The sequence below is a fragment of the Myxococcota bacterium genome (genome assembly GCA_039030075.1).
Classification (GTDB): domain Bacteria; phylum Myxococcota_A; class UBA9160; order UBA9160; family SMWR01; genus JAHEJV01.
This window is the reverse complement of the sequence record JBCCEW010000002.1, coordinates 126,605-147,296: the sequence shown is the minus strand read 5'-3', so window position 1 is coordinate 147,296 and position 20,692 is coordinate 126,605. Positions and strand designations below refer to the sequence as shown.

21 protein-coding genes are annotated in these 20,692 nt (G+C 70.2%); 13 read left to right on the top strand and 8 right to left on the bottom strand.

The genetic code is table 11. The annotated features are described in order from the left end of the window. Nucleotides 1-128: 128 nt before the first annotated feature. A complete protein-coding gene (locus AAF430_02465; GenBank protein MEM7409081.1) occupies nt 129-1,418 on the top strand; it encodes an HTTM domain-containing protein in 1,290 nt (429 codons plus the stop codon). Here the strand turns inward: AAF430_02465 and AAF430_02460 are convergent. Further along, nucleotides 1,415-2,869: a pitrilysin family protein gene (locus tag AAF430_02460; GenBank protein MEM7409080.1), complete on the bottom strand. Its 1,455-nt coding sequence runs from the start codon at nt 2,867-2,869 to the stop codon at nt 1,415-1,417. The two genes, AAF430_02465 and AAF430_02460, sit on opposite strands and share 4 nt — an antisense overlap. Next, a complete protein-coding gene (locus AAF430_02455; protein ID MEM7409079.1) occupies nt 2,869-4,254 on the bottom strand; it encodes a pitrilysin family protein in 1,386 nt (461 codons plus the stop codon). The genes AAF430_02460 and AAF430_02455 overlap by 1 nt, the downstream gene beginning before the upstream one ends. Nucleotides 4,255-4,387: 133 nt before the next feature. Between AAF430_02455 and AAF430_02450 the strand changes: the two genes are divergently transcribed. The 4 genes from AAF430_02450 to AAF430_02435 all read left to right on the top strand — a co-directional run bounded on the left by AAF430_02450 (nt 4,388) and on the right by AAF430_02435 (nt 8,135). After that, entirely contained in the window at nt 4,388-4,738 is a 351-nt protein-coding gene (locus AAF430_02450; GenBank protein MEM7409078.1) for a translation initiation factor Sui1, read from the top strand. Between the two features lie 244 nt (nt 4,739-4,982). Then, on the top strand, nt 4,983-6,269 hold the full coding sequence (locus tag AAF430_02445) for a citrate synthase (GenBank protein MEM7409077.1): 1,287 nt from the start codon (nt 4,983-4,985) through the stop codon (nt 6,267-6,269). 45 nt (nt 6,270-6,314) lie between these two features. Next, the gene (locus tag AAF430_02440; protein MEM7409076.1) at nt 6,315-7,121 is read left to right on the top strand and encodes an aminotransferase class IV; all 807 of its coding nucleotides are present in this window, start codon (nt 6,315-6,317) and stop codon (nt 7,119-7,121) included. A 96-nt stretch (nt 7,122-7,217) separates the two neighbouring features. After that, nucleotides 7,218-8,135, top strand: coding sequence for a TIGR01777 family oxidoreductase (locus AAF430_02435; protein ID MEM7409075.1), 918 nt, complete (start codon nt 7,218-7,220; stop codon nt 8,133-8,135). A gap of 29 nt (nt 8,136-8,164) precedes the next feature. Here the strand turns inward: AAF430_02435 and lpxA are convergent, their stop codons facing one another. The 4 genes from lpxA to AAF430_02415 all read right to left on the bottom strand — a co-directional run bounded on the left by lpxA (nt 8,165) and on the right by AAF430_02415 (nt 11,269). Beyond that, nucleotides 8,165-8,971 carry an acyl-ACP--UDP-N-acetylglucosamine O-acyltransferase gene (gene lpxA / locus AAF430_02430; GenBank protein MEM7409074.1) on the bottom strand — a complete coding sequence of 269 codons (807 nt, stop codon included), beginning with the start codon at nt 8,969-8,971 and terminating at the stop codon, nt 8,165-8,167. A gap of 84 nt (nt 8,972-9,055) precedes the next feature. Then, complete coding sequence (locus tag AAF430_02425) at nt 9,056-9,463, bottom strand: diguanylate cyclase (GenBank protein ID MEM7409073.1); 408 nt, start codon at nt 9,461-9,463, stop codon at nt 9,056-9,058. A gap of 55 nt (nt 9,464-9,518) precedes the next feature. Beyond that, nucleotides 9,519-10,274 carry an ABC transporter permease gene (locus AAF430_02420; protein MEM7409072.1) on the bottom strand — a complete coding sequence of 252 codons (756 nt, stop codon included), beginning with the start codon at nt 10,272-10,274 and terminating at the stop codon, nt 9,519-9,521. Further along, complete coding sequence (locus AAF430_02415) at nt 10,271-11,269, bottom strand: ABC transporter ATP-binding protein (protein MEM7409071.1); 999 nt, start codon at nt 11,267-11,269, stop codon at nt 10,271-10,273. Before AAF430_02415 ends, AAF430_02420 begins: the two co-directional genes overlap by 4 nt. 32 nt (nt 11,270-11,301) lie before the next feature. Between AAF430_02415 and AAF430_02410 the strand changes: the two genes are divergently transcribed. From AAF430_02410 to AAF430_02390, 5 genes are all read left to right on the top strand, one after another. Next, the gene (locus AAF430_02410; protein ID MEM7409070.1) at nt 11,302-12,252 is read left to right on the top strand and encodes a COX15/CtaA family protein; all 951 of its coding nucleotides are present in this window, start codon (nt 11,302-11,304) and stop codon (nt 12,250-12,252) included. A gap of 74 nt (nt 12,253-12,326) precedes the next feature. Beyond that, nucleotides 12,327-12,809 carry a hypothetical protein gene (locus AAF430_02405; GenBank protein MEM7409069.1) on the top strand — a complete coding sequence of 161 codons (483 nt, stop codon included), beginning with the start codon at nt 12,327-12,329 and terminating at the stop codon, nt 12,807-12,809. A gap of 15 nt (nt 12,810-12,824) precedes the next feature. Continuing rightward, nucleotides 12,825-13,592 (top strand): glycosyltransferase family 2 protein, encoded by a 768-nt coding sequence (locus AAF430_02400; protein ID MEM7409068.1) that lies wholly within the window; start codon nt 12,825-12,827, stop codon nt 13,590-13,592. A 62-nt stretch (nt 13,593-13,654) separates the two neighbouring features. Beyond that, nucleotides 13,655-14,374 (top strand): ATP-binding cassette domain-containing protein, encoded by a 720-nt coding sequence (locus AAF430_02395; GenBank protein MEM7409067.1) that lies wholly within the window; start codon nt 13,655-13,657, stop codon nt 14,372-14,374. After that, nucleotides 14,371-15,906 carry an ABC transporter permease/substrate-binding protein gene (locus AAF430_02390; GenBank protein ID MEM7409066.1) on the top strand — a complete coding sequence of 512 codons (1,536 nt, stop codon included), beginning with the start codon at nt 14,371-14,373 and terminating at the stop codon, nt 15,904-15,906. Before AAF430_02395 ends, AAF430_02390 begins: the two co-directional genes overlap by 4 nt. Before the next feature lie 65 nt (nt 15,907-15,971). Here AAF430_02390 and AAF430_02385 read toward each other — a convergent pair whose 3' ends face one another. Further along, nucleotides 15,972-16,826: a MaoC/PaaZ C-terminal domain-containing protein gene (locus AAF430_02385; protein MEM7409065.1), complete on the bottom strand. Its 855-nt coding sequence runs from the start codon at nt 16,824-16,826 to the stop codon at nt 15,972-15,974. 4 nt (nt 16,827-16,830) lie between these two features. Then, nucleotides 16,831-17,742, bottom strand: a complete 912-nt coding sequence (locus tag AAF430_02380; GenBank protein ID MEM7409064.1) for an SDR family oxidoreductase — start codon at nt 17,740-17,742, stop codon at nt 16,831-16,833. A 367-nt stretch (nt 17,743-18,109) separates the two neighbouring features. On the opposite strand from AAF430_02380, the gene AAF430_02375 reads away from it, so the two are divergent. The 3 genes from AAF430_02375 to AAF430_02365 all read left to right on the top strand — a co-directional run bounded on the left by AAF430_02375 (nt 18,110) and on the right by AAF430_02365 (nt 20,680). Further along, nucleotides 18,110-18,883, top strand: a complete 774-nt coding sequence (locus tag AAF430_02375) for a DUF3047 domain-containing protein (protein ID MEM7409063.1) — start codon at nt 18,110-18,112, stop codon at nt 18,881-18,883. After that, entirely contained in the window at nt 18,880-19,863 is a 984-nt protein-coding gene (arsS, locus tag AAF430_02370) for an arsenosugar biosynthesis radical SAM (seleno)protein ArsS (GenBank protein MEM7409062.1), read from the top strand. Before AAF430_02375 ends, arsS begins: the two co-directional genes overlap by 4 nt. A gap of 82 nt (nt 19,864-19,945) precedes the next feature. After that, nucleotides 19,946-20,680, top strand: coding sequence for a TVP38/TMEM64 family protein (locus tag AAF430_02365; protein ID MEM7409061.1), 735 nt, complete (start codon nt 19,946-19,948; stop codon nt 20,678-20,680). The last annotated feature ends 12 nt before the right edge of the window (nt 20,681-20,692 follow it).

Sequence of the window (20,692 nt, the reverse complement as noted above, 5' to 3'; positions counted from 1 at the left end):
GCGCCGGCGCGGTCTTCGGGGCCGACCTTCGCTCCCTCGCCCTGCTCCGGATCGGTGTCGCCGTCTCCCTGCTGACCGACCTCGCGGGACGGGCGACGGCTCTACGGGCCCACTACACGGACTTCGGCGTGCTGCCCCGCAGTGCGCCGCTCGCAGACGGCACGCGCGCCGTCTTCGACCTCACCTCTCTCCACGCCGTCGGCGGAGGCTCGGCGTTCGAATCGGTGCTCTTCGTGGTTGCGGCGATCGCAGGCGTCCTCCTGGGGCTGGGGTGTTGGACGCGCACCGCAAGCGTGGTCTCGTGGGTCTTGGTCGGTTCGCTCCAGGCGCGCAACCCGATGCTCAACCACGGCGAAGACATCCTGCTCGTCTGCGTCCTCTTCTTCGGGATGCTGTTGCCCTGGGGCGCGCGGTTCTCGCTCGATACGCGCGGCTCCGAGTCACCCCCCGGACCCGATCGCTTCTGGTCGTTCGCCACCTCCGGCTACGCCCTCCAGATCGCCGCGGTCTATGGCTTCGGCGCGCTGCTCAAGACGGGCCCCGAATGGTTCGACGGCAGCGCCGTCCGCTACGCCTTCGCGTCGGACATGGCGCGGCCCCTCGGAGTCCGGCTCGCCGACTTCCCAGAGTTTCTTCGCGCCGCGACTCATGCGGTCCTCGCCTTCGAGTACGCCGTCCCGGTGTTTCTGCTCGCGCCGATCGTCTGGCCGTGGCTGCGGCTCGGGGCCCTGATCGCGATCGCGGGCTTCCACCTGGGAAGCGCACTCACGCTCTCCCTGGGCGGCTTCCCGCTCGTTGGGATCGTCAGCGTGCTGGGACTGATTCCCTCGGGCTGTTGGCGCGCGACCGACACGGCCGACGTCACCGAGCCCCAGCCGATCGCCGTCGAACGGTCGCTCGGCGGACGCTTGCGCAACGCCGCCGCCCTCGGCGCAACGGCGCTGGTGCTGGTGTGGAACCTGGCGAGCCTGCCAGGCGCGTCCCTGGAGCTGTCGCCATCGATCGTCCGGATCGGCACTTCGCTGCGCCTGGGACAGAGCTGGTGGATGTTCGCGCCGTCGCCGCCCCGCGACCGCGGCTGGCACGTGGTGCCCGGCACCCTCGAAGACGGTCGGGTCGTCGACCTCTTCCGCGACGGCGCGCCAGTCGACTGGGAACGGCCCGACGACCTCGCGGGCCTGTACCCGACCTTCCGCTGGGCCGAGTACCTCCGCCGCATCTCGGCGCCCGAGGGCGCCGTGCATCTCGAGCTCTACGCCGCCTACCTGTGTCGGGCGTGGAACGAGAACCACACCGGCCCGGAGCGCCTGCGATCGCTCGAGATCGCCTACCAGCGCCAACGGATCTTGTTCGGTCCGCTGGAGGCGACGCCGAAGCGCATCGTGCTCCGACGCCACCGCTGTGCGAGGCCTGGCTAGGGCTGCACCACCTCGACCGGCGCCAGGTCTTCCACCTGGGGCACGATCGCTTCGGCCGGACCGACCAGCACGATGGCGATCCGCTCCGGGTGCAGGAGCTGCTTTGCCGCCGCCGCGACATCCTCGGGTGTCACGTCGCGCACGCGCGCGCGGTAGGTGTCGAGGCTGTCCGCGGGCAGGCCGTGCACGTCGAGGTCGACGAGGGCTCCCGTCACCGCGTCGGCGGTCTCCAGGCCCATCGAGAAGCGACCGGTGGCCAGCGTCCGCGCCCAGCCGAGTTCGTCCTCGGCCGGCGGTTCCGTGCGCCCGCGCTCGATCTCGGCGAGCAGAATGTCGAGGGCCTCGCGCACCTTCTCGACGCGCGTGAAGGTCGCCGCCCCGAACGGCCCCGGCGCGCGGCGCAGGGAGAAGCCGGACGACGCACTGTAGGTGAGGCCCGCCTCGTTCTCGGCGCGCAGCGCTGACATCAGGCGCGACGAGAAACCGCCCCCGCCGACCACCGTGTTGAGCAGGGACGCCGGAATGCGGATGTCGTCGGTGCGCGCAATGCCGTCGTGTCCGACGTTGATGCGCGCCTGGGCAAGGTCCGGGCGATCGACCACCACGATGTGGCGCTTCGCGGGTGACGGAGACGGCGGGGGTGCGCCCGGGTCGATGACGGAGCCGCGCTCCCAGGCGCCGAAAGCCTCCTTCACGGCCGCGAAGGCCGCGTCGGGATCGACGTCGCCGGACACGCTGAGGATGGCGCCGTTGGGGACGAAGAGCTTTGCGTGGAAGGCACGCGCACGTTTGGCGTCGAAGCCCTCCACCGATTCCGGGCTCCCGGCGGTGGGCATTCCGAAACGATGGTCTCCGTAGATCGCCTTCGCCAGGTTCCAGCGCGCCAACGTCGCCGGGTCGTCTTTGGCGCGCTCGAAGGCGGCCAGGAGCTGGGAGCGCGCGCGTTCGGCTTCGCGCGCGTCGAAGCGCGGCCGCAACACTGCGTCGGAGAGCAGCTCGACCAGCGTGTCGAAGTCGCGCGACAGGCCCGAGATCGAGGCGCCCATCGTGTCCCAGTCGGCTGCGGCACCGAAACCCGCGCCCAGCGCGTCGGTGACTTCCGCGAACGCGAGGGCATCGCGGTCGCCGGCGCCGCGCTCGAGCAGCTCGGTGGTGAAGGAAGCGAGACCGGCGTCTTCGGGGGACTCACCGGTCGCCCCGCGGCGCACGGTCAGGCCGAGCACCACCCGCGGCAGCCGGTGGTCTTCGTGGATCAGGACGCGCAGCCCGTTCGGCAGCTCACGGACGCTGACCGCGCCCTCGCGCACCACGGGCCGCTCGACCGGCGCGGGCGCCGGCTCTTCCCAGGCCGGCGCGGGGCCGAGGAGCCCGCCGCAGCCGCCGAGGAGCGTGGCACCGACCCCGGTGAGGAGCACCGAGACGATTCGTCGAGAGCGTTCGCGCGCGCGCATCAGGCGCCCTCCCCATTGTCGCGTGCATTCGCGGGTGCAGGCGCTTCGGCCGCTTCCTCGGGCGGTGGCACGATGTGGACGACGTTGCGTTTCGCTTTCACGAGGTAGGTGCGGGCGACCCGCTGCACGTCCTCGGCCGTCACCGACCGGATCCGTTCGAGTCGTTCGTCGAGCGGGCGGATCCGGCCGAAGGTCGCGTAGTCGCGGCCGATCCGGGACGACAGGGCGTGGCTCGTGGCCAGGCCGTTCACCAGTGACACCTCGAGCTGGCGCTTGGCCTTGGCGAGCTCGGCTTCGGTCACCGGCGCGTCGCGCAGCTTGTCGATCTCGGCGAAGAACAGGCGCTCGACTTCGTCGATGTCCTCACCCGGACGCACACCCGCCAGCGCCAGGAACGCACCGGCATCGATCATCTCCCAGTAGCCCCCGGACGCCGACAGGGCGATCTCGGCTTCGTGCACGAGGCTCTTGTAGAGACGGCTCGAGCGGCCGTCGGAGAGGATCTGGGAGAGCACGTCGAGGGCCTCGCCGTCTTCGTGCCCCGTCGGCGGCGCGTGCCAGGCCGCTGCGAGTACCGGGCTGCGCAGGTCGAAGTGCACCGTCGAGCGCCGTTCGCCGGACTGCTCGGGCTCCTCGGTCGGGTTGCGCAGGATCGGGCCCGGGTTGGGCATCTGCCCGAAGGTGCGCTCCAGGTGGGCGAGCGTGGCTTCGGTGTCGAAGTCGCCGGCCACCGCGATCACCAGGTTGTTCGGCGCGTAGAAGCGGTCGAAGAAGTCCTGGCAGACCTCGACGGTCGCCTTCTCGACGTCGCTGCGCCAACCGATCACCGGCCAGCGGTAGGGATGGGCCTGCCAGAGCAGGGCCAGCAGCGCCTCGTAGGCACGCCCCACCGGCTTGTCCTCGGTGCGGTAGCGGCGCTCTTCGAGCACCACCTGACGCTCGCTCTTCAGCATGTCTTCGGTGACACGCAGGTTCGAGAAGCGCTCGTGCTCGAGGTCGATCACCAGCGGCAGGGATTCGCGGGTGACGTCCTCGAAGTAGACCGTGAAATCGCGGCTCGTGAACGCGTTGATCACACCGCCGCGGGCGTTCACCAGCCGGGCGTGTTCTTCGGGGGCGATGTGCTTCGACCCTTTGAACATCATGTGCTCGAAGAGGTGGGCGAGCCCGGTGTACTCGGATTCGTCGCGCGAGCCGACCTGCACCCAGATCTGGAAGGAGACGACGGGCGTGGCGTCGTCTTCGAGTGTCACCGCGACGAGTCCGTTGTCGAAGGTGGTGACCTGCGTGCGCGCGGCCGGATCGTCGATGGCCGCTGCCGCCGTCGCGAACGCGACGACGCAGGACACGATGAGCCCAAAGCCTCGAAAGCGGTGTCTTTGCATGGCGAGGTACAGTATCCAGAGGCCTGAAGAGTGTCGAGGAACCGACCTCGGGCATCCGAGCACGGGCCGATGCGGCGCCCGACCCACCCCGGGCCGCGGCACCCCTCCATGGAACGGCCGGAGGCAGACAGGCTTGAGTCGGGATCGCACGGTCTATTCCACGGGCAGCGGACGGATGTGCCCCCACTGTGGTCGCTCGTCGAAGGGCTGCGTGTGCCGGAAGAACCCGCGCGCACCCCAGGGCGACGGCGTGGTGCGCGTGCGACGCGAGGTGAAGGGGCGCCGAGGGAAACCGGTGACCACCATCTCGGGCGTCCCGCTCCCGTCGGAGGATCTGCGCGATCTCGCCGGCGAGCTGAAGCGCCGCTGCGGCAGTGGCGGCTCGGTGAAGGACGGTGTGATCGAGATCCAGGGCGACCACCGCGACGCCGTGATCCCGGAGCTCGAGGCGAAGGGCTTCACCGTCAAGCGCGCCGGCGGCTGAGGCGGAGCATCCGGAGAGGCCCCGCGGTCCCCGGGACACCGGAACGGCCTTCGGCGGCGCCCCTGGGCCGATGTGCACGCAGGTGCGCAACTCCCGGTGATCGCTGGGGATCTTTCGCGTTTCCCGAGCTTCGGCTAAGCTTCCACCGGTTTCGTCCGAAGGGATTCGGACCCAACCCTTGGGATCCGAGGATCCCCTTCCCGTTCCGCGCACGCCCCGCCGGCGCCGCGCCCGAAGGAGTCCCATGTCGGAAACGGCCAAGCTGCAAGTCGGTGATCAGACTCTGGAACTCCCCATCATCGAGGGCAGCGAGGGCGAACGCGGAATCGACATCGGCAAACTGCGTTCGCAGACCGGCCTGATCACCCTCGATCCCGGCTACGCGAACTCGGGCTCCTGCAAGAGCGCGATCACCTTCATCGACGGTGAGAAAGGCATCTTGCGGTACCGGGGCATCCCGATCGAGCAGCTCGCCGAGAAGAGCACCTTCCTCGAGGTGGCCTACCTGCTGATCTACGGACAGCTCCCGACGGGCACCGAGCTCGAGGAGTTCGTCAACTCGATCACGCTCCATACGATGATCCATGAGGACTTCAAGCGCTTCTTCGGAGCGCTCCCGAAGGACGCGCACCCGATGGCTGCCTGCGCCGCAGCGTGTGGTTCGCTTTCAGCCTTCTACCCCGATTCCCTCGACCCGCGCGATCCGCGCCAGGTCGAGATCTCGGTACATCGGCTCATCGCGAAGATGATCACGATGGCCGCCTACGCCTACAAGCACTCGATCGGTCAGCCGTTCATCTACCCTCGCAACGAGCTGTCCTACTCGGCGAACTTCCTGCACATGATGTTCGCCACGCCGTGCGAGCCCTACGAGGTCGATCCGGTCATCGAGAAGGCCATCGACCTCCTGCTCATCCTGCACGCCGACCACGAGCAGAACTGCTCCACCAGCACGGTGCGGCTGGTGGGTTCGTCGATGGTGAACCTGTTCGCGGCGATCTCTGCCGGCATCAACGCGCTCTGGGGCCCGAGCCACGGTGGCGCAAACCAGGCCGTGATCGAGATGCTGGCCCAGATTCGCGACGAGGGAATCACCGCCCGCGAGTTCGTCGATCGCGCGAAGCGCGGCGACGACACGGCGCGCTTGATGGGCTTCGGGCACCGCGTCTACAAGAACTTCGACCCGCGCATGAAGATCATCAAGAAGGCTTGCTTCGAGGTCCTCGAGAATCTCGGCGTCCGCACGAAGCTGCTCGAGATCGCGGTCGAGCTCGAAGAGATCGCCCTCAAGGACGACTACTTCGTCGAGCGGCGCCTCTACCCGAACGTCGACTTCTACTCGGGCGTCATCTACAACGCGATCGGAACGCCGGCGAACATGTTCACGGCGATCTTCGCGCTGGGACGCCTGCCCGGCTGGATCGCCCAGTGGCTCGAGCTGCACAACGACCCCGACTTCAAGATCGGGCGTCCGCGGCAGATCTACACCGGCGCCAACCAGACCGACTACGTCCCGCTCGACCAGCGCTAGCCCGATCCGGCTGCGACCGACTCCGGTAGGAATCGGACGCTCGCGGTGACGGACGGTTCGCGTCTCCCGCCGTTCCCGGTCTGGGCCGACGGACGCCTGCATCCAGCGGGCAGCTTCGTGGTGTCGGCGGACGACTCGGCGTACCGCTCCGGGCTCGGCTGCTACACGAGTGCGCTCGTGCGGGGCGGCGACGTGCGCCACCTCGACCGACACATCGCGCGTCTGCGCCGGGCGGCGAAGGCGCTCGGCTTCGCGGTGCCCTCCGACACCGCCGTGCGCGAGGCGTTTCGCGGGCTCGCCCGGGCGGCGTTCGATGGCAGGGACGGCGCCATCCGCATGCAGCTCTCGCGCGACGCGAGCGGCACCCGCCTGGTGGGGATCCCGCGTGCGCTCGGGAACGATCCCGTGCGGTGGCGGGCCATCACCTCGCCCATCGCCCACCCCGGGCCCTCCCGCTTCCCCGGACAGAAGCTCACGAATCGGGTGGAGATCGAAGGTGCCGCCGAAGCCGCGCAAGCCGAGGGCGTCGAGGAGGCGCTGCTCTTCGACCGACAGGGACGTCTCGTCGAGGGCACGCGCAGCAACCTCGTTCTCGAGGACGGGCAAGGGCACTGGCTCACGCCGCCCGCCGAGCGCGGCGGCGTCGCCGGCCTCGCGCTCGAGATCCTGCGAGAGCGGTCCGCGATCCACGAACGGGACCTCGGCCCGCGTGATCTCGCTTCGGCGCGAGGCGTGTGTGTCACCAACGCGGTGCGCGGCGCCCGCGCGCTCGGCGCGCTCGACGGGACGCCGCTCCCGGCCGGTGGCGACGCCCTCGCGGCACGTCTGGCCGACTTGCTCGACCGGGTCTGAAGCACTCCGGCCACCAGCCGCTACCGTGGTCACGGCCGCGCTCCGATCGACCCGCGTCCGGATCGAACCAGGAACGGCGCGCGAGGGGGGGGGACCATGGCCGCTGCATCCGACACCGTGCTGATCACCGGCGGCACCGGTCTGGTCGGAGGTGCCCTCTCTCGGGCACTGCTCGACGCGGGTCACGGCGCGCGCATCGTCTCGCGCCGCGCATCGCCGCGGGGACTCCCTGCCGGCGCCGAGAGCTGCGTGTGGGATGGGACGAAGGTCGCGCCGGAAGACCTGGCGGGCTTGCGCGCCGTCGTGCACCTCGCCGGCGAACCCGTGTTCGGTGGGCTTCCCACCGCCACCCACAAGGCGCGCGTGCGTGAGAGCCGGGTGGCCTCGACCCGCGCGCTCGTCGAATCCCTCGGCGCGTGCTCCGACGCGGAGCGCCCGCGCACCTTCGTGTGTGCGTCGGCCGTCGGCTACTACGGGGACCGCGGCGACACGCTCCTCGCCGAAGACGCCGACGCCGGCGAAGGACTGCTCGCCGAGGTCTGCGTCGACTGGGAACGGGAAGCCCTGGCCGCCGAAGCGTTGGGCGTCCGCACCGTGCGCGTGCGGATCGGCATCGTGCTCGCGAAGGACGGCGGAGCGCTGCCCCAGCTGGTGCTGCCCTTCCGCTTCGGGCTCGGCGGGCGCCTCGGCGACGGGCGTCAGTGGTTTCCGTGGATCCACCTCGACGACCTCACTGCCCTGCTCTTCGCCGCGATCACCGACGAGGGCTGGCAAGGCGCCGTGAATGGGGTCGCCCCCCAGCCGGTGACCAACTCCGAGCTCACGCGCACCCTCGGCCGGGTGCTGGGGCGCCCCACCCTGCTCCCGGTCCCGGGCTTCGCCGTACGCGCGGCGCTCGGCGAACTCGCCGGAGAGCTGCTCGGCAGCCGACGCGTGGTCCCGCGCGTTGCCGAGGAGCGTGGCTTCGCGTTCCGGTATCCCGAGCTGGAGCCCGCGCTCGCCGACCTGCTCTAGGTTGCGAACCCCTGGACCCGGGTTCGGGCTCAGTCCAGTCCGGTACCGCGACGCGCTTCGCCGCGGTGCGGGCACAGCCCCTGGGTCATGCCGCGAAGGAACGTCAGGTACTCGGCCACGAGCGGGCGATCGCCGCGCTCCTCGATCTCGTCGAGCGCCTTTCGCAGCGGGAGCGAGCTGCGATAGAGCTTCTTGTACACCCACTTCACGTCGTCGATCTGATCGCTGGGCATCCCAGAGCGGCGCATCCCGATCAGGTTGATGCTGCCCGCCACGTTGCCGCCGGTGAGCATGAAGAAGGGCGGCAGATCCTTGTTCAGGCCGACGCTGCCGGTCAGGAAGGAGCCGCGCCCGAGCTGGCAGCGCTGATGCACGGCCACGTTGCCGCCGGCGAAGACGTTGTCGCCCACCCGCACCCAGCCGCCGAGCAGGGTGCCATTCGCGATCACGCAGTCATTGCCGATCTCGGAATCGTGACCGGCGTGGGTGTTCGCCATCCAGTAGTTGCGATCGCCGATCCGCGTCGGCGCGTCACCGGTGGCGCGCGAGATCGTGACCGATTCACGGAAGCGGTTCTGGTCGCCGATCACCAGGCCGGCGCCCTCCCGGTCAGGCGGAAAGGACAGATCCTGGGGAGCGAAGCCCAGGGTGGTGAAGGGGTAGACGAGGTTGTGCGCGCCCAGCACCAGCGGGCCCTCGAGGTAGACGTGGCCGATGAGGCGCGTCTCTTCCCCGATCTGGACCCGCCCGCGGATCACGCAGTGGGGCCCGATCTGGACGTCCGCCGCCAGTTCGACGTCCCCATCGAGGATCGCGGTCGGGTGGATCTCCGGCATGGGCGCCGGAGAGTACCGCGCGTTCGCTGCGGGTCTAGCGCGGGGCCGCCGGCGCTTGCCTGGGCCGAGCGCCTTCGCGCCGCGCTAGTGGGACGTGGGAGGCGTCGCGAAGAGCGCGGGCAGCACGAGCTTCAGCGAGACCTCGGTCGTATCGGGCCCGATCTCGAACTGGCCCAGGCCCACCGTGGGCTCGCTCGTCGAGGGGTAGTGCTCCCGGTACTCGTCGAGCAGCCGGGCCACGATCCCGGCCGCCTGGTCGGCGTCGACATCGGTCAGGAGGATCACGACGCGCTCGCGCGTCATGCGGAACAGCGCATCGTCGACGCGCAGCGCGCTCTCGACGTAGTCGACGATCTCCGGGAAGGCGAGATCGCCCTCGAACCCGGAAAGGCCCACCAGGACGGAGCGCAGCCCGTGCTCCTGGGCCAGCATCTCGGCGCGCGCCAAGAGCTCGCGGAGCCGTCGGGGATCTTGGGAGGTCGATCGTTCCACCTGGGGTTCCATGCCTCGCTTATCGACCCCATGGGCGTGCCACTGAAGGCGGCGCTCAGCCCCGGGTGCCCCGGTCGAAGGCGTAGGCGGCAAGCGCGATGGCCAATGCCGTCAATCCGCAGAGCAAAACCAAGGAACGTCCGACCGGCAACTCGTGTACACCGAGGAGCGCGTAGCGGAGCAGATCGACGCCGTAGGTCAGCGGGTTCACGACGCTGAGCCAGCGGGTCGGCGCCGGCAGCGTCGAGACCGGGTAGAAGATCCCCGAGAACAGGTAGAGCGGGACCGTCACGAGGGCGGCGATCAGACGGAACGATTCGAGGCGCCGCAGCGGCACCGCGAGGGTCACGCCGAGTGCCACGAAGATCGCGGTGATCGCCACGACGGCGACGATCCCCGCCACCGGATCATGGATGCGCACCGGCGTGAAGAGCGCGAGCAAGAGGCCGAGCCCCGCCACCAGCACCAGGGACAGGAGGGTGCGCGAAATCAGCTTCGCCAGTACGAGATGGATGCGCGCCACGGGTGCGACGAGCAGCGCGCGCAGAAACCCGCTGGTCTTGTCTTCGATCAGCGAGAAGCCGCCGCCCACCGCGCCCGACCCGACCAGCAGCGCGAGCAGGCCCGTGGCCAGATGCCCGACGTAGCTGGTCCCGCTGGGTAGATCGACGACGTCGTTGAGCCCGAAGCCGATGAACCCCACGAAGGCGAGGGGAAACACGATCTGCCCGACCCAGTACGCGCGATCGCGCGCATAGCGCCGCAGCTCGCGGCCGGTGAGCGCCCAGAGATCACCCAGCCCGGCGTTCATGCGGCCCCCGCATCGGATGCGGCCGCGTCTGCTTCGGATTCGACCGACTCGAACGTATGACCGGTGTGGTGGAGGAACACGTGCTCGAGACTCGGTCGCTGCATCTCGACCGCCAGCACGTCGGCCGCCGGGAAGGGATCGAGCAGACGCGCGAGTTGCTGGGGGGCGTCGCGCACGGTGACGTGGAAGGTCGTCCCGGCGTCGGACGTGCTCGCGTCGACGCGCTGAACGCCCGCGACCGATGACAGCGCAGCCTCCGCCGACGCCGGCGCGTCGCGCAGGACCACCGTCACGACGTCTCCGCCGAGATCGGCCTTGAGGCGCTCGGGCGGCCCGGTGACACGCACCTCGCCGGCGTCGAGGATCGCGATCTCGTCGCACAGCGCATCGGCCTCTTCCATCGAGTGGGTGGTCAGGAAGAGCGTGGTCTCGCCGCTGTCCCGGAGCTTGCGCAGCTCGTCCCAGATCCGGGCGCGGGCCGCGGGGTCGAGGCCCGTGGTCGGCTCATCGAGAAAGAGCACCCCGGGGCGGTTGAGCAAGCCGCGCGCGATCTCGACGCGGCGACGCAGGCCGCCGGAGAGCTTGCGCACCGCGCGATCGGCGTGCTCGACCAGGTCGAGCCGTTCGATCCAGTCGTCCACGACCGCGGCGGGCGACTCCAAGCGAAACAGGCGCGCGTGCAAGCGCAGCTGCTCCCGAGCCGAGAGCTCGGGATCGAGAGCGGGCTCCTGGAACACCACGCCGAGCCGAGCCCGGACCGCGGCGCGCTCGCGCTCGACGTCGTGGCCGAGCAGCGTGGCCGTGCCGCCGCTCGGCGAAAGGAGCGTGGTGAGGACGCCGACGGTGGTCGACTTCCCAGCCCCGTTCGGACCCAGCAAGCCGAAGCAGCTGCCGGCCGGGACCGAGAGATTGATCCCCGCCAGCGCGCGGTGGTCGCCGTAGCGCTTCTCGAGGCCGCGAACCTCGATGGCCGTGTTTGTTTCGGGGGGAGCCATTGCCTAGGGTGATTCGGGTGAGCGAGGCCGGCATGCTAGACGAGGGAACGACCCGAGGCGACGCGCTCGCGCGGGTCGAGGGCCGCGGCACCGCCGCTCCGCGTCCGTCGGGCCTGACCGCCGGTTTCCTGGCGCTCGTGCTGCTCACCTACGGCTTGATCGTGCTCGGCGCGCTGGTGCGCGCCCACGGCGCCGGGCTCGCCTGCCCCGACTGGCCGCTCTGCTTCGGCGAGTTCGTCCCGGCCATGGACCTGAAGGTCGCCTTCGAGTGGTCGCATCGGGTGGTGGCGGGCACGGTCGCCCTCTCCTTCGCGGCCCTCGCCTTCTGGGGCTGGCGGATCACCGGAGATGGCGATCGCTTGCGCCCGCTCTTCGTGCTGGCCGCCGTGCTGCTGCTGGTGCAGATCGTCCTGGGGGCCCTCACGGTCTGGGAACTGCTCGCCTCGTGGACCGTCACGTCGCACCTGCTCGTCGGAAACTCGATCGTCGCCTGCTTCGCCTGGATCGGTTGGGAGCTCCGCGACCGAAACGCGGGAGCGCCGGCTGCGGCGGCCGACGTCGCAGCCCACGCGCGTCGCTGGCTGTGGGTCGTCGGCGGGCTCCTGCTCCTTCAGATGTTCTTGGGTGGCCAGGTCTCTTCGCGCTACGCCGGCCTCGCCTGTCCCGAGTGGCCCACCTGCAACGGCGGACTCTGGTTCCCGACCTGGCAGGGAACCGTCGGCATACACCTGCTGCACCGGCTCAACGGCTATGCCCTGCTCGGCGTGCTCCTCGGCTGGGCCGCGACCGCCCGAGGCACGGGCCGACTGGCCTGGCTGGCCCGGCTCGCCGGCGCGCTGGGCCTCGCCCAGGTGGCCGTCGGCATCGCGAACGTCGTGCTGGCGCTGCCGGTCGAGGTGACGGGGCTCCATTCGGCCCTGGCCACCGCCCTGGTCCTGACCGCCACCCTGGCGGTCCGCGACGCGTGGTTCCGGCACGCCTGACCGGGCGCTGGGTCCCGATCGGCCCGCGGCAGAGCCCACCGGAAGGGTGCTACACCCCTGCTCGGAGGTACTGGATGCGCTCGTTCCAGGTGTTCGCGCGGATGTCGCCCGAGGAAGCCACCCGCATGATGAAGGTGCTTTCGAAGGAGACGCCGCCGATGTTTCGGCAGGCGGTGGACGCGGCGGCGATCTCGATGAAGGCGCGCCCGGTCTACCTGCGGAAGCAGCCCTTCGAGAAGCGGGCCGCCGCGGTGCGACGCTCACTCGCGCGCCTGGCCGCCAATCCGGTCGCCGATGAGCTGTTGGCGGTGTACTTCCTCGAGTGCCGGAAGGACCTGCTGCTCGAGTGGCTGGATCTGGTGGGCTTGAAGCACGAGGACGGCGCCCTCGAAGAGGACACGCCGGACGAACCCGAGAAGGCCCACCTCGAGACGTCGGTGAAGTCGTACCGCGAGGCCGGCGACGAGCCCGATCGCGAGCTGCTGCTTCAGGCGTTCGCGGCCCAGGGCGCCGTCGAGTGGCCGACCCTCGACGCCCTGCTCGGCTTCACGGACTGACCCGACGGAGGGCGCGTGGCCTCTCCGAACGCTCCGCACCCGGTGAGCGCCTGCATCATCGCGGGCAACGAAGCCGATCGCATCGGTGCATGCCTCGACAGCGTGGCCTTCTGCGACGAGGTCCTCGTCGTCGACTCCCACTCCGAGGACCGCACGCGCGAGATCGCCGCCGAGCACGGCGCGCGTGTGATCGAACGCGACTGGCCCGGCCACGTCGCCCAGAAAGAGTTCGCGATCCGCGAGGCGAAACACGACTGGGTGTTCTGCATCGACGCGGATGAGCGCGTCGCGCCCGAGCTGCGCGCCGCCATCGAGCGCGTGCAGGAGGGGGGCTTCGGGAACGCGGCGGGCTACGAGGTGTCGCGGGTGTCGCGCTACCTCGGGCGCTGGATCCGTCACGGCACCTGGTACCCCGACTGGAAGCTGCGGCTCTTCGACCGACGTCGCGGCGGCTGGAGCGGGCGCAACCCCCACGACCACGTGCGGGTGGACGGCCCGGTCACCCGCCTGGCCGGAGAGCTCGAACACGACCCCTACCGCAGCTTCTCGGACCACCTGCGCACCATCGACACCTACACGACCACGATGGCCGAGGAGATGCGCAGCGAGGGTCGGCGCGCGCGCTGGCGCGACGTCGTGCTGCGCCCGCCCGCCCGTTTCTTCGTCTTCTACGTCCTGCGCCGCGGCTTCCTCGACGGCTGGCGCGGGCTCCTGCTGGCGTACCTCGCCGCCCACTACGTGCGGCTCAAGTACGCGAAGCTCTGGATCGCCGAACGCTCGTGATCGAGCTGCGAAACCTCAGCAAACGCTACGGCAGCCCGACCGGCGATCCAGCCGGTGACGCGATGGCCGTCGACGACGTCTGCCTCGAGGTGGCCCGCGGTGAGCTGATGATGCTGGTGGGCGGGTCCGGGTCGGGGAAGACGACCACCCTGAAGCTCATCAACCGGCTGATCGAACCCAGCGGCGGCTCGGTCTGGATCGACGGAGCGGATACCGAGGGGCTATCCGGCCCCGAGCTGCGCCGGCGCATCGGCTACTGCTTTCAGGGCGTCGGCCTGTTCCCCCACCTGTCGGTGCGCGAGAACGTCGGCGTCACGCCGCGCCTCCTCGACTGGGCGCCCGACGCGATCGCCGAGCGCGTCGACGCCCTGCTCCGGCTCGTCGACCTGGATCCGCAGCAGTACGGAGACCGCGCGCCGGACGCGCTCTCGGGCGGTCAGCGTCAGCGGGTGGGCCTCGCACGCGCCCTCGCCGCCAAGCCCGAGCTCATGCTGCTCGACGAACCCTTCGGTGCCCTCGACCCGCTGATCCGGGAGAGCCTGCAGAGCGCGTTTCAAGAGCTGCGCCGCGAACTCGGGCTCACCGCGATCTTCGTCACCCACGACATGGTCGAAGCGCTGCTGCTCGCCGACCGGATCGCGGTGCTCCACGCGGGACGCCTCGTCCAGGTGGGCACCCCGGCCGAGCTGCTCGCCGCGCCGGCCGACGAACACGTGGCCGCGTTGCTGCGGACGCCGAAGCGCCAGGCCCAGGCGCTCGAAGAAGTGGGAGGCGCACCGTGAGCGAGCAACTCGCGCTGCTGCCCGGCTACCTCGCCGCCCACCTTCAGCTGGTGCTGCTCGCGCTGGGAGTCGGAACCTCCGTGTCCGTTCCCCTCGGTATCGCGATCCACCGACAGCCGCGTTGGGAGCCCGGCGTGCTCGGCGTGGCGAGCGTGATCCAGACGATCCCGAGCCTCGCCCTGCTCGCCGTGATGGTCCCGCTGTTCGCGGGCCTCGGCGCGGCGCTGGCCGGGACCGGGCTCGAGATCCGCGGCATCGGGTTCCTGCCCGCGGCCGTTGCGCTCACCCTCTACAGCCTGCTCCCGATCCTGCGGAACACGGTGACCGGCCTGGCGGGAGTCGACCCCGACGTGCGCGAGGCGGCGCGGGGTGTCGGCATGACCGCGTCGCAGCAGCTGTGGCAGGTGGAGCTCCCGCTCGCGCTTCCGGTGATCGTGGCCGGGCTGCGCACCGCGGCCGTCTGGGTCGTCGGGACCGCCACCCTCTCGACACCGATCGGCGCCACCAGCCTCGGCAACTACATCTTCAGCGGGCTCGCGACGCGCAACGACGCCGCCATCTGGCTCGGCTGCATCGCCGCCGCCGGCCTCGCCCTGGTGCTCGATCTGGCGATTCGCTGGATCGAGCGGGGCGCCCGCGAGCGACGGCGCGGCTTCGTCCTGGCCGGGGCGGCCGGGTTGCTCGCGTTGGTCGGCTTCGTGCTGGCCCACGGCGCGCTCGGAGATGCCTCGGAACGCCCGCTCCGGATCGGATCGAAATCCTTCACCGAGCAGTACATCCTGGCCGAGGTGCTCGCCCAGGAGCTGGCGGCCACCGGTGTCGACACCGAGGCCGTTCCGTCGCTCGGCTCGACGGTCGCCTTCGACGCCCTCGCCTCGGGCGACCTCGACGTCTACGTCGACTACTCGGGAACCCTCTGGGCCACGATCCTGAAGCGGGAGACGGGTGCGGCCTCGCGCGCCGAAGTGCTGCGCGAAGTCACGGACTACCTCGCGAACGAGCACGGCATCGGGGTCGCCGCCGCCCTCGGATTCGAGAACACCTACGCCCTCGCCATGCGCCGCGCCGATGCGGAAGCGCTCGGTCTGAGCCAGCTCAGCGCGCTCTCCCGCCACACGCCCCGCCTCTCGATCGGCGGCGACTACGAGTTCTTCGCGCGCGCCGAATGGCGCGACCTCGTGACCCGCTACGGCTTTGCGTTCGAGGAGGAGCGCAGTATGGATCCGGCGCTGATGTACGACGCGGTCGCCGCGGGCGAAGTAGACGTCATCAGCGCGTTCTCGACGGACGGGCGCATCGCGGCCCTCGACCTCGCGGTCCTCGCAGACGACCGCGGGGTGATCCCGCCCTACGACGCGCTCGTGCTCGTCGGCGCGCGCCTCCAGCGAGAGCACCCCGAGGCGCTCGCGCGCCTCGAAGCGTTGGCGGGCCGGATCGACGCAGCGACGATGCAGCGCCTCAACCACGCCGTCGACGCCGACGGCCGTGCGCCCGGCGAAGTCGCGCGGGCCTTCCTGGCGGGCGCGTTCTAGGGCCCGCACGCGAGCTGCAGCCGACACCCGGCGCCGGCTCCGCCGACGCCGGGTGCACGATGCGGCTAGCGCAGCTCGATCACCGCGTTGGTGATGATCTTCGCGTCGCGTTCCTTGCTCGAGGCTTCGAGGAGGATCTGCTTCCCCTCCTTCCAGTACGAGACCTGGTAGGTCTCGCCCGGGAACGCGACCCCGGCGAAGCGCGCCTGGTAGCGCGCCACCTGGGTCACGTCGCCGCCGAGCACTTCGTCGACGATCGCCTTGCAGGCGATGCCGTAGGAGCAGAGGCCGTGGATGATCGGCTGATCGAAACCGCCGAGCTTCGCGAACTCGGGGTCGGCGTGGAGCGGGTTCATGTCGCCCGACAGCCGGTAGATCAGCGCCTGCTGGGGCAGCGTGTCGCGCACGACGACGCCGTCGGGCGCGCGATCCGGCGGCTGGTTGCCAGCCTTCGGGCCCGACTCGCCACCGAACCCGCCCTCGCCGCGAATGAACAGGGAGAAGCGGTTGGTGAAGAGCTTCTCGCCGCTGTCCGCGTCGCTGGCGGTCGACTCCATGATCACGAGCGCCGCCTTGCCCTTGTCGTAGATCTCCGGAATGTGCCCGGTGGTCTTCAGCTTCGCGGCCGTGGGCAACGGCTGGTGCAGGATCACCTCCTGCTCGCCGTGCAACAGCATCGCCAGGTTGAAGTCCATGCCCGGGATGCTGGTGAGGCCGCTCATGGCCCCGAAGGCCGGGATCACGGCGAAGCTCGGCAGCACCTTCAGGTTCTTTTCGAAGGTGTACTCGAGCTCCTTCGGATCGGTGGCGGGCACGCCGGCGCCGAGACCCAGGTGATAGAGCATCACCTGCTTCTCGGTGTAGGCGGTTTCGCCCTCGGGCATCGAGGCGCCGCGCGCCTTGTCGGGATCGAATGCCATCCTTCTACCCTCGGCTCTGGACGGCCTGCAGGACGGCCTTGGTCTCGTCGGCGATGCTCTCGGGCACGGTGTAGCCCTCCTGATCGCGGATCACGTCGATGTTGTCGAAGATGTCCTCGGCCTTCGGCGCACCGTCGCCGGGGGCGACCCAGCCCTGGGCCATGCCGATGAAGATCCGCGCGTAGCGTCCGCCGCCGACGTCGAAGATCTCGTGGCTGAGCTCGCACTTCTCGGAACCGAGGTAGGTCACGAGCGGCGTCACATAGGACGGGTCGAGCGCGTCGGCCGCCGGCCCGAGCAGCTGCTCGGTCATGCGGGTGCGCGCGATCGGCGCGATCGTGTTGACCTTGATGTTGTACTTCGCGCCTTCGACGGCGAGCACGTTCATCAGGCCGACCAGGCCCATCTTCGCGGCGCCGTAGTTGGTCTGGCCGAAGTTGCCGAAGATGCCGGCACCCGACGACGCCATCACGATCCGGCCGTAGCCGTTCTCCTTCATGCTCGCGAAGGCCGGCTGGGTCACGAAGAACGCGCCCTTCAGGTGCACGTCGAGCACGATCTCGAGCTCGGCGGGCTCGAGCTTCAGGAAGCTCTTGTCGCGCAGGATCCCGGCGTTGTTCACCAGGACGTCGACCTTGCCGAAGTTGTCGAGGGCCGTCTGGACGATGGCCTTGCCGCCCTCGGGCGTCGCGACCGAGTCATAGTTGGCGACCGCGGTACCGCCGGCCTCGATGATCTCCTTCACCGTGGCGTCGGCCATTGCGCTGCCGCCGCCCGTGCCGTCCTGGGAACCACCGAGGTCGTTCACCACGACGCTGGCGCCGCGGGAGGCCATGTCGAGGGCGTAGGTCTTGCCCAGGCCGCCGCCCGCGCCGGTGACGATGGCCACCCGGCCGTCGAATCGAATGTCGCTCATGCGCATCTCCTTACAGTTGGGCTGCCCGGACGAGCCCGTGCGAGCCGGATCGCGGCGCACGTCGTGCGTCCGCTCGGGTGCCGGGCGGAACGCGGGTGCGCGTCGGCCGGTCCCCGGTGAGGTTCAGATCAGGGTCCAGATGGGGAAGAACACCGCTCCGGGGAGCCGCTGGGGGGCCACGGTGCGAAGCGTTCGCCGCGCGGCGCGCGGCGCGGGCATCCTAGCAGCGCCCGCAGGGCGAATCGATCGAGGGCGCGGCCGTCGGACTCCCGCTCGGCGGTGGAGGCGACCCCCTGGGCATTCACATCCAGTGCGCTACGCCGGGTGTCCGAGGGCGGCGCTCGGGTCGCGGCGGGAGGAAAACAGAATGGTCGGGAATCGACCGCGACGACGCTGGATCCCGCTCTGGGCGGCGTTCGGCCTCCTTCTTCCCCTCGGGGGAAGCGCCGACCTCGCGCTGCCGGCGCCGACCGAAGCCGCCTGGGAACCTGTCGAGTTTCCCGGGGTGGACCACACCGAGTACCGACCCGCCGAGAATGGCGGCGTCGAGGCGATCGCGCGCTGCTCCGCCTCGGGGCGGGCGGTACGGCTCGAGGGCCTGGACCTCGCCGAGACCCCCGTGCTCCGCTGGCGCTGGTGGGTGACCGAGCTGGCGCCGGTCCCGGCGGAGCGGACCAAGGCCGGCGACGACTTCGCGGGCCGGGTCACGGTGATGTTCCCCTTCGAGTCGGGGCGGGCCAGCCTGCTCGACCGGGTGCGGCACGAGTTCGCCGAGCGCCTGATGGGCTCCGAGGTGCCCGGGACGGCGATCCACTTCGTCTGGACCCACGAGATCCCGGCCGGGACGGTCTGGACCAGCCCCCGCGCCACCGAGGTGAAGATGTGGGCCCTCGCCCAGGGCCCCGCCCCGGGCTGGCAGGAGGCCTCGATCGACGTCGGAGCCGCCTACCGGCAGGCCTTCGGCCGCAGCGGGCCGACACCGGTGGCCGTCGCCCTGATGACGGATAGCGACGACCACTGCGGCGCGAGCCGGGCGCTCTATGCCAACTTCCGGTGGACCGCCGCGGACGGAGACCTCGAGCGCCCCACCGGCATCGAACCCCCCGACGCGTCCTCGCCCTCCTCGTCGAAGGATCCATGAATCTGGACCGATCTCCCGAACTCCCCAGCTTCGACCGCGCACTCGCGGACCACGGCAAGGGCGCGCTGCTGCGGGGCGCGGTCACGACCCTGCAGGTGAACATCGGCAAGCGCTGCGACCTTGCCTGCCACCATTGTCACGTGGAAGCCGGGCCGAAGCGCACCGAGGCGATGGACCGCCCGACCGCCGAGCGACTGGTCGAGCTGCTCGCCGGCGCGCCGGAGGTGGCCACCCTCGACATCACCGGCGGCGCCCCTGAACTCAACCCGAACTTCCGCTGGCTCGTCACCGAGGCCCGGGCCCTCGGGCGCCAGGTGATCGACCGCTGCAACCTGACGGTGCTCTACGAGCCCGGCCAGGAGGACACGGCCGAGTTCCTCGCCGAGAGCGGTGCCAAGATCGTGGCGTCCCTGCCCTGCTACACGAAGGAGAACGTCGACGCCCAGCGCGGCAAGCGCGTCTTCACGCGCAGCATCGAGGGCCTCCAGCAGCTGAACCGGCTCGGCTACGCCCAACCCGGTACCGGGCTCGAGCTGGATCTCGTCTACAACCCGCTGGGTCCGTCTTTGCCGCCGGCCCAGAGCCAGCTCGAGCAGGACTACAAGCAGGAGCTGCGCGAGCTCTTCGACATCGGCTTCGATCGGCTGATCACGATCACCAACATGCCGATCAAGCGCTTCGCCCATGCACTGGCCCGAGACGGTCGCGACACCGAATACATGAGTCTGCTGGTCCAGTCCTTCAACCCCGACACGGTCGAGTCACTGATGTGTCGCTCGATGGTGTCGGTGAGCTGGGACGGCGTGCTCCACGACTGCGACTTCCACCAGATCCTCGAGATTCCCCTCGGCAACGCCAAGCGCACGGTCTGGGACATCGGGTCCCTGTCCGAGCTGCGCGCGGGAGCGATCGCCACCGCGCCACACTGCTATGGGTGCACGGCGGGAAGCGGTTCCAGCTGCGGCGGAGCGCTCGCCTGATCCCATCCTGCCGGGCGCGCGCAGCCACTCGAAACCTCCCCAGGTCCCGGGCATCGGAACACGGACAACGAGGAGACCGGCGATGGAAACCCAATCGGTGACGGAAGAGCAGGCAGCGGAAACGGGCGGGATCCCCTGGGCAAAGATCGGGATCGCCGTCGTGGCACTCGCCGCGATCGTCGTCCTCGGTCGGCAGGCCGGCGGCTATGTGCAGGACTTCGCACAGTGGGTCGACAGCCTGGGCTTCTGGGGACCGCTGGTCTTCATCTTCGGGTACGCCGTCGCCGTCGTGGCCTTCGTGCCCGCGTCGCTCTTGACCCTGGCCGCGGGGGCCATCTTCGGGATCGCGTCCGGTACGGCCTACGTCTTCGTCGCCGCCACCCTTGGCGCCTCACTCGCTTTCCTGGTGTCGCGCTACTTCGCACGCGAGGCGATCGAGAAGAAGCTCGAGGGCAACACGAAGTTCGACGCCATCGACAAAGCCGTCGCAGCCGAGGGACGCAAGATCGTGTTCCTCTTGCGGCTGTCGCCCGCGTTCCCCTTCAACCTGTTGAACTACGCACTCGGGCTCACCCGCGTGAAGTTCATCGACTACCTGGTGGCTTCGCTGGGCATGCTCCCCGGCACCCTGCTCTACGTCTACTCGGGGAAGGCCGTCGGCGACGTCGCGGCCCTCGCCGGCGGTGCCGCCCCAGAACGCGGCGCCAGCGACTACGTCCTGCTCGGTGTGGGTCTCGTCGCGACGCTCATCGTCACCGTGTTCGTCACGCGCATCGCGCGCCGCGCCCTGGCTGAAGCCACGGGCGAAGACGCCTAGTCCGGCCCGTCA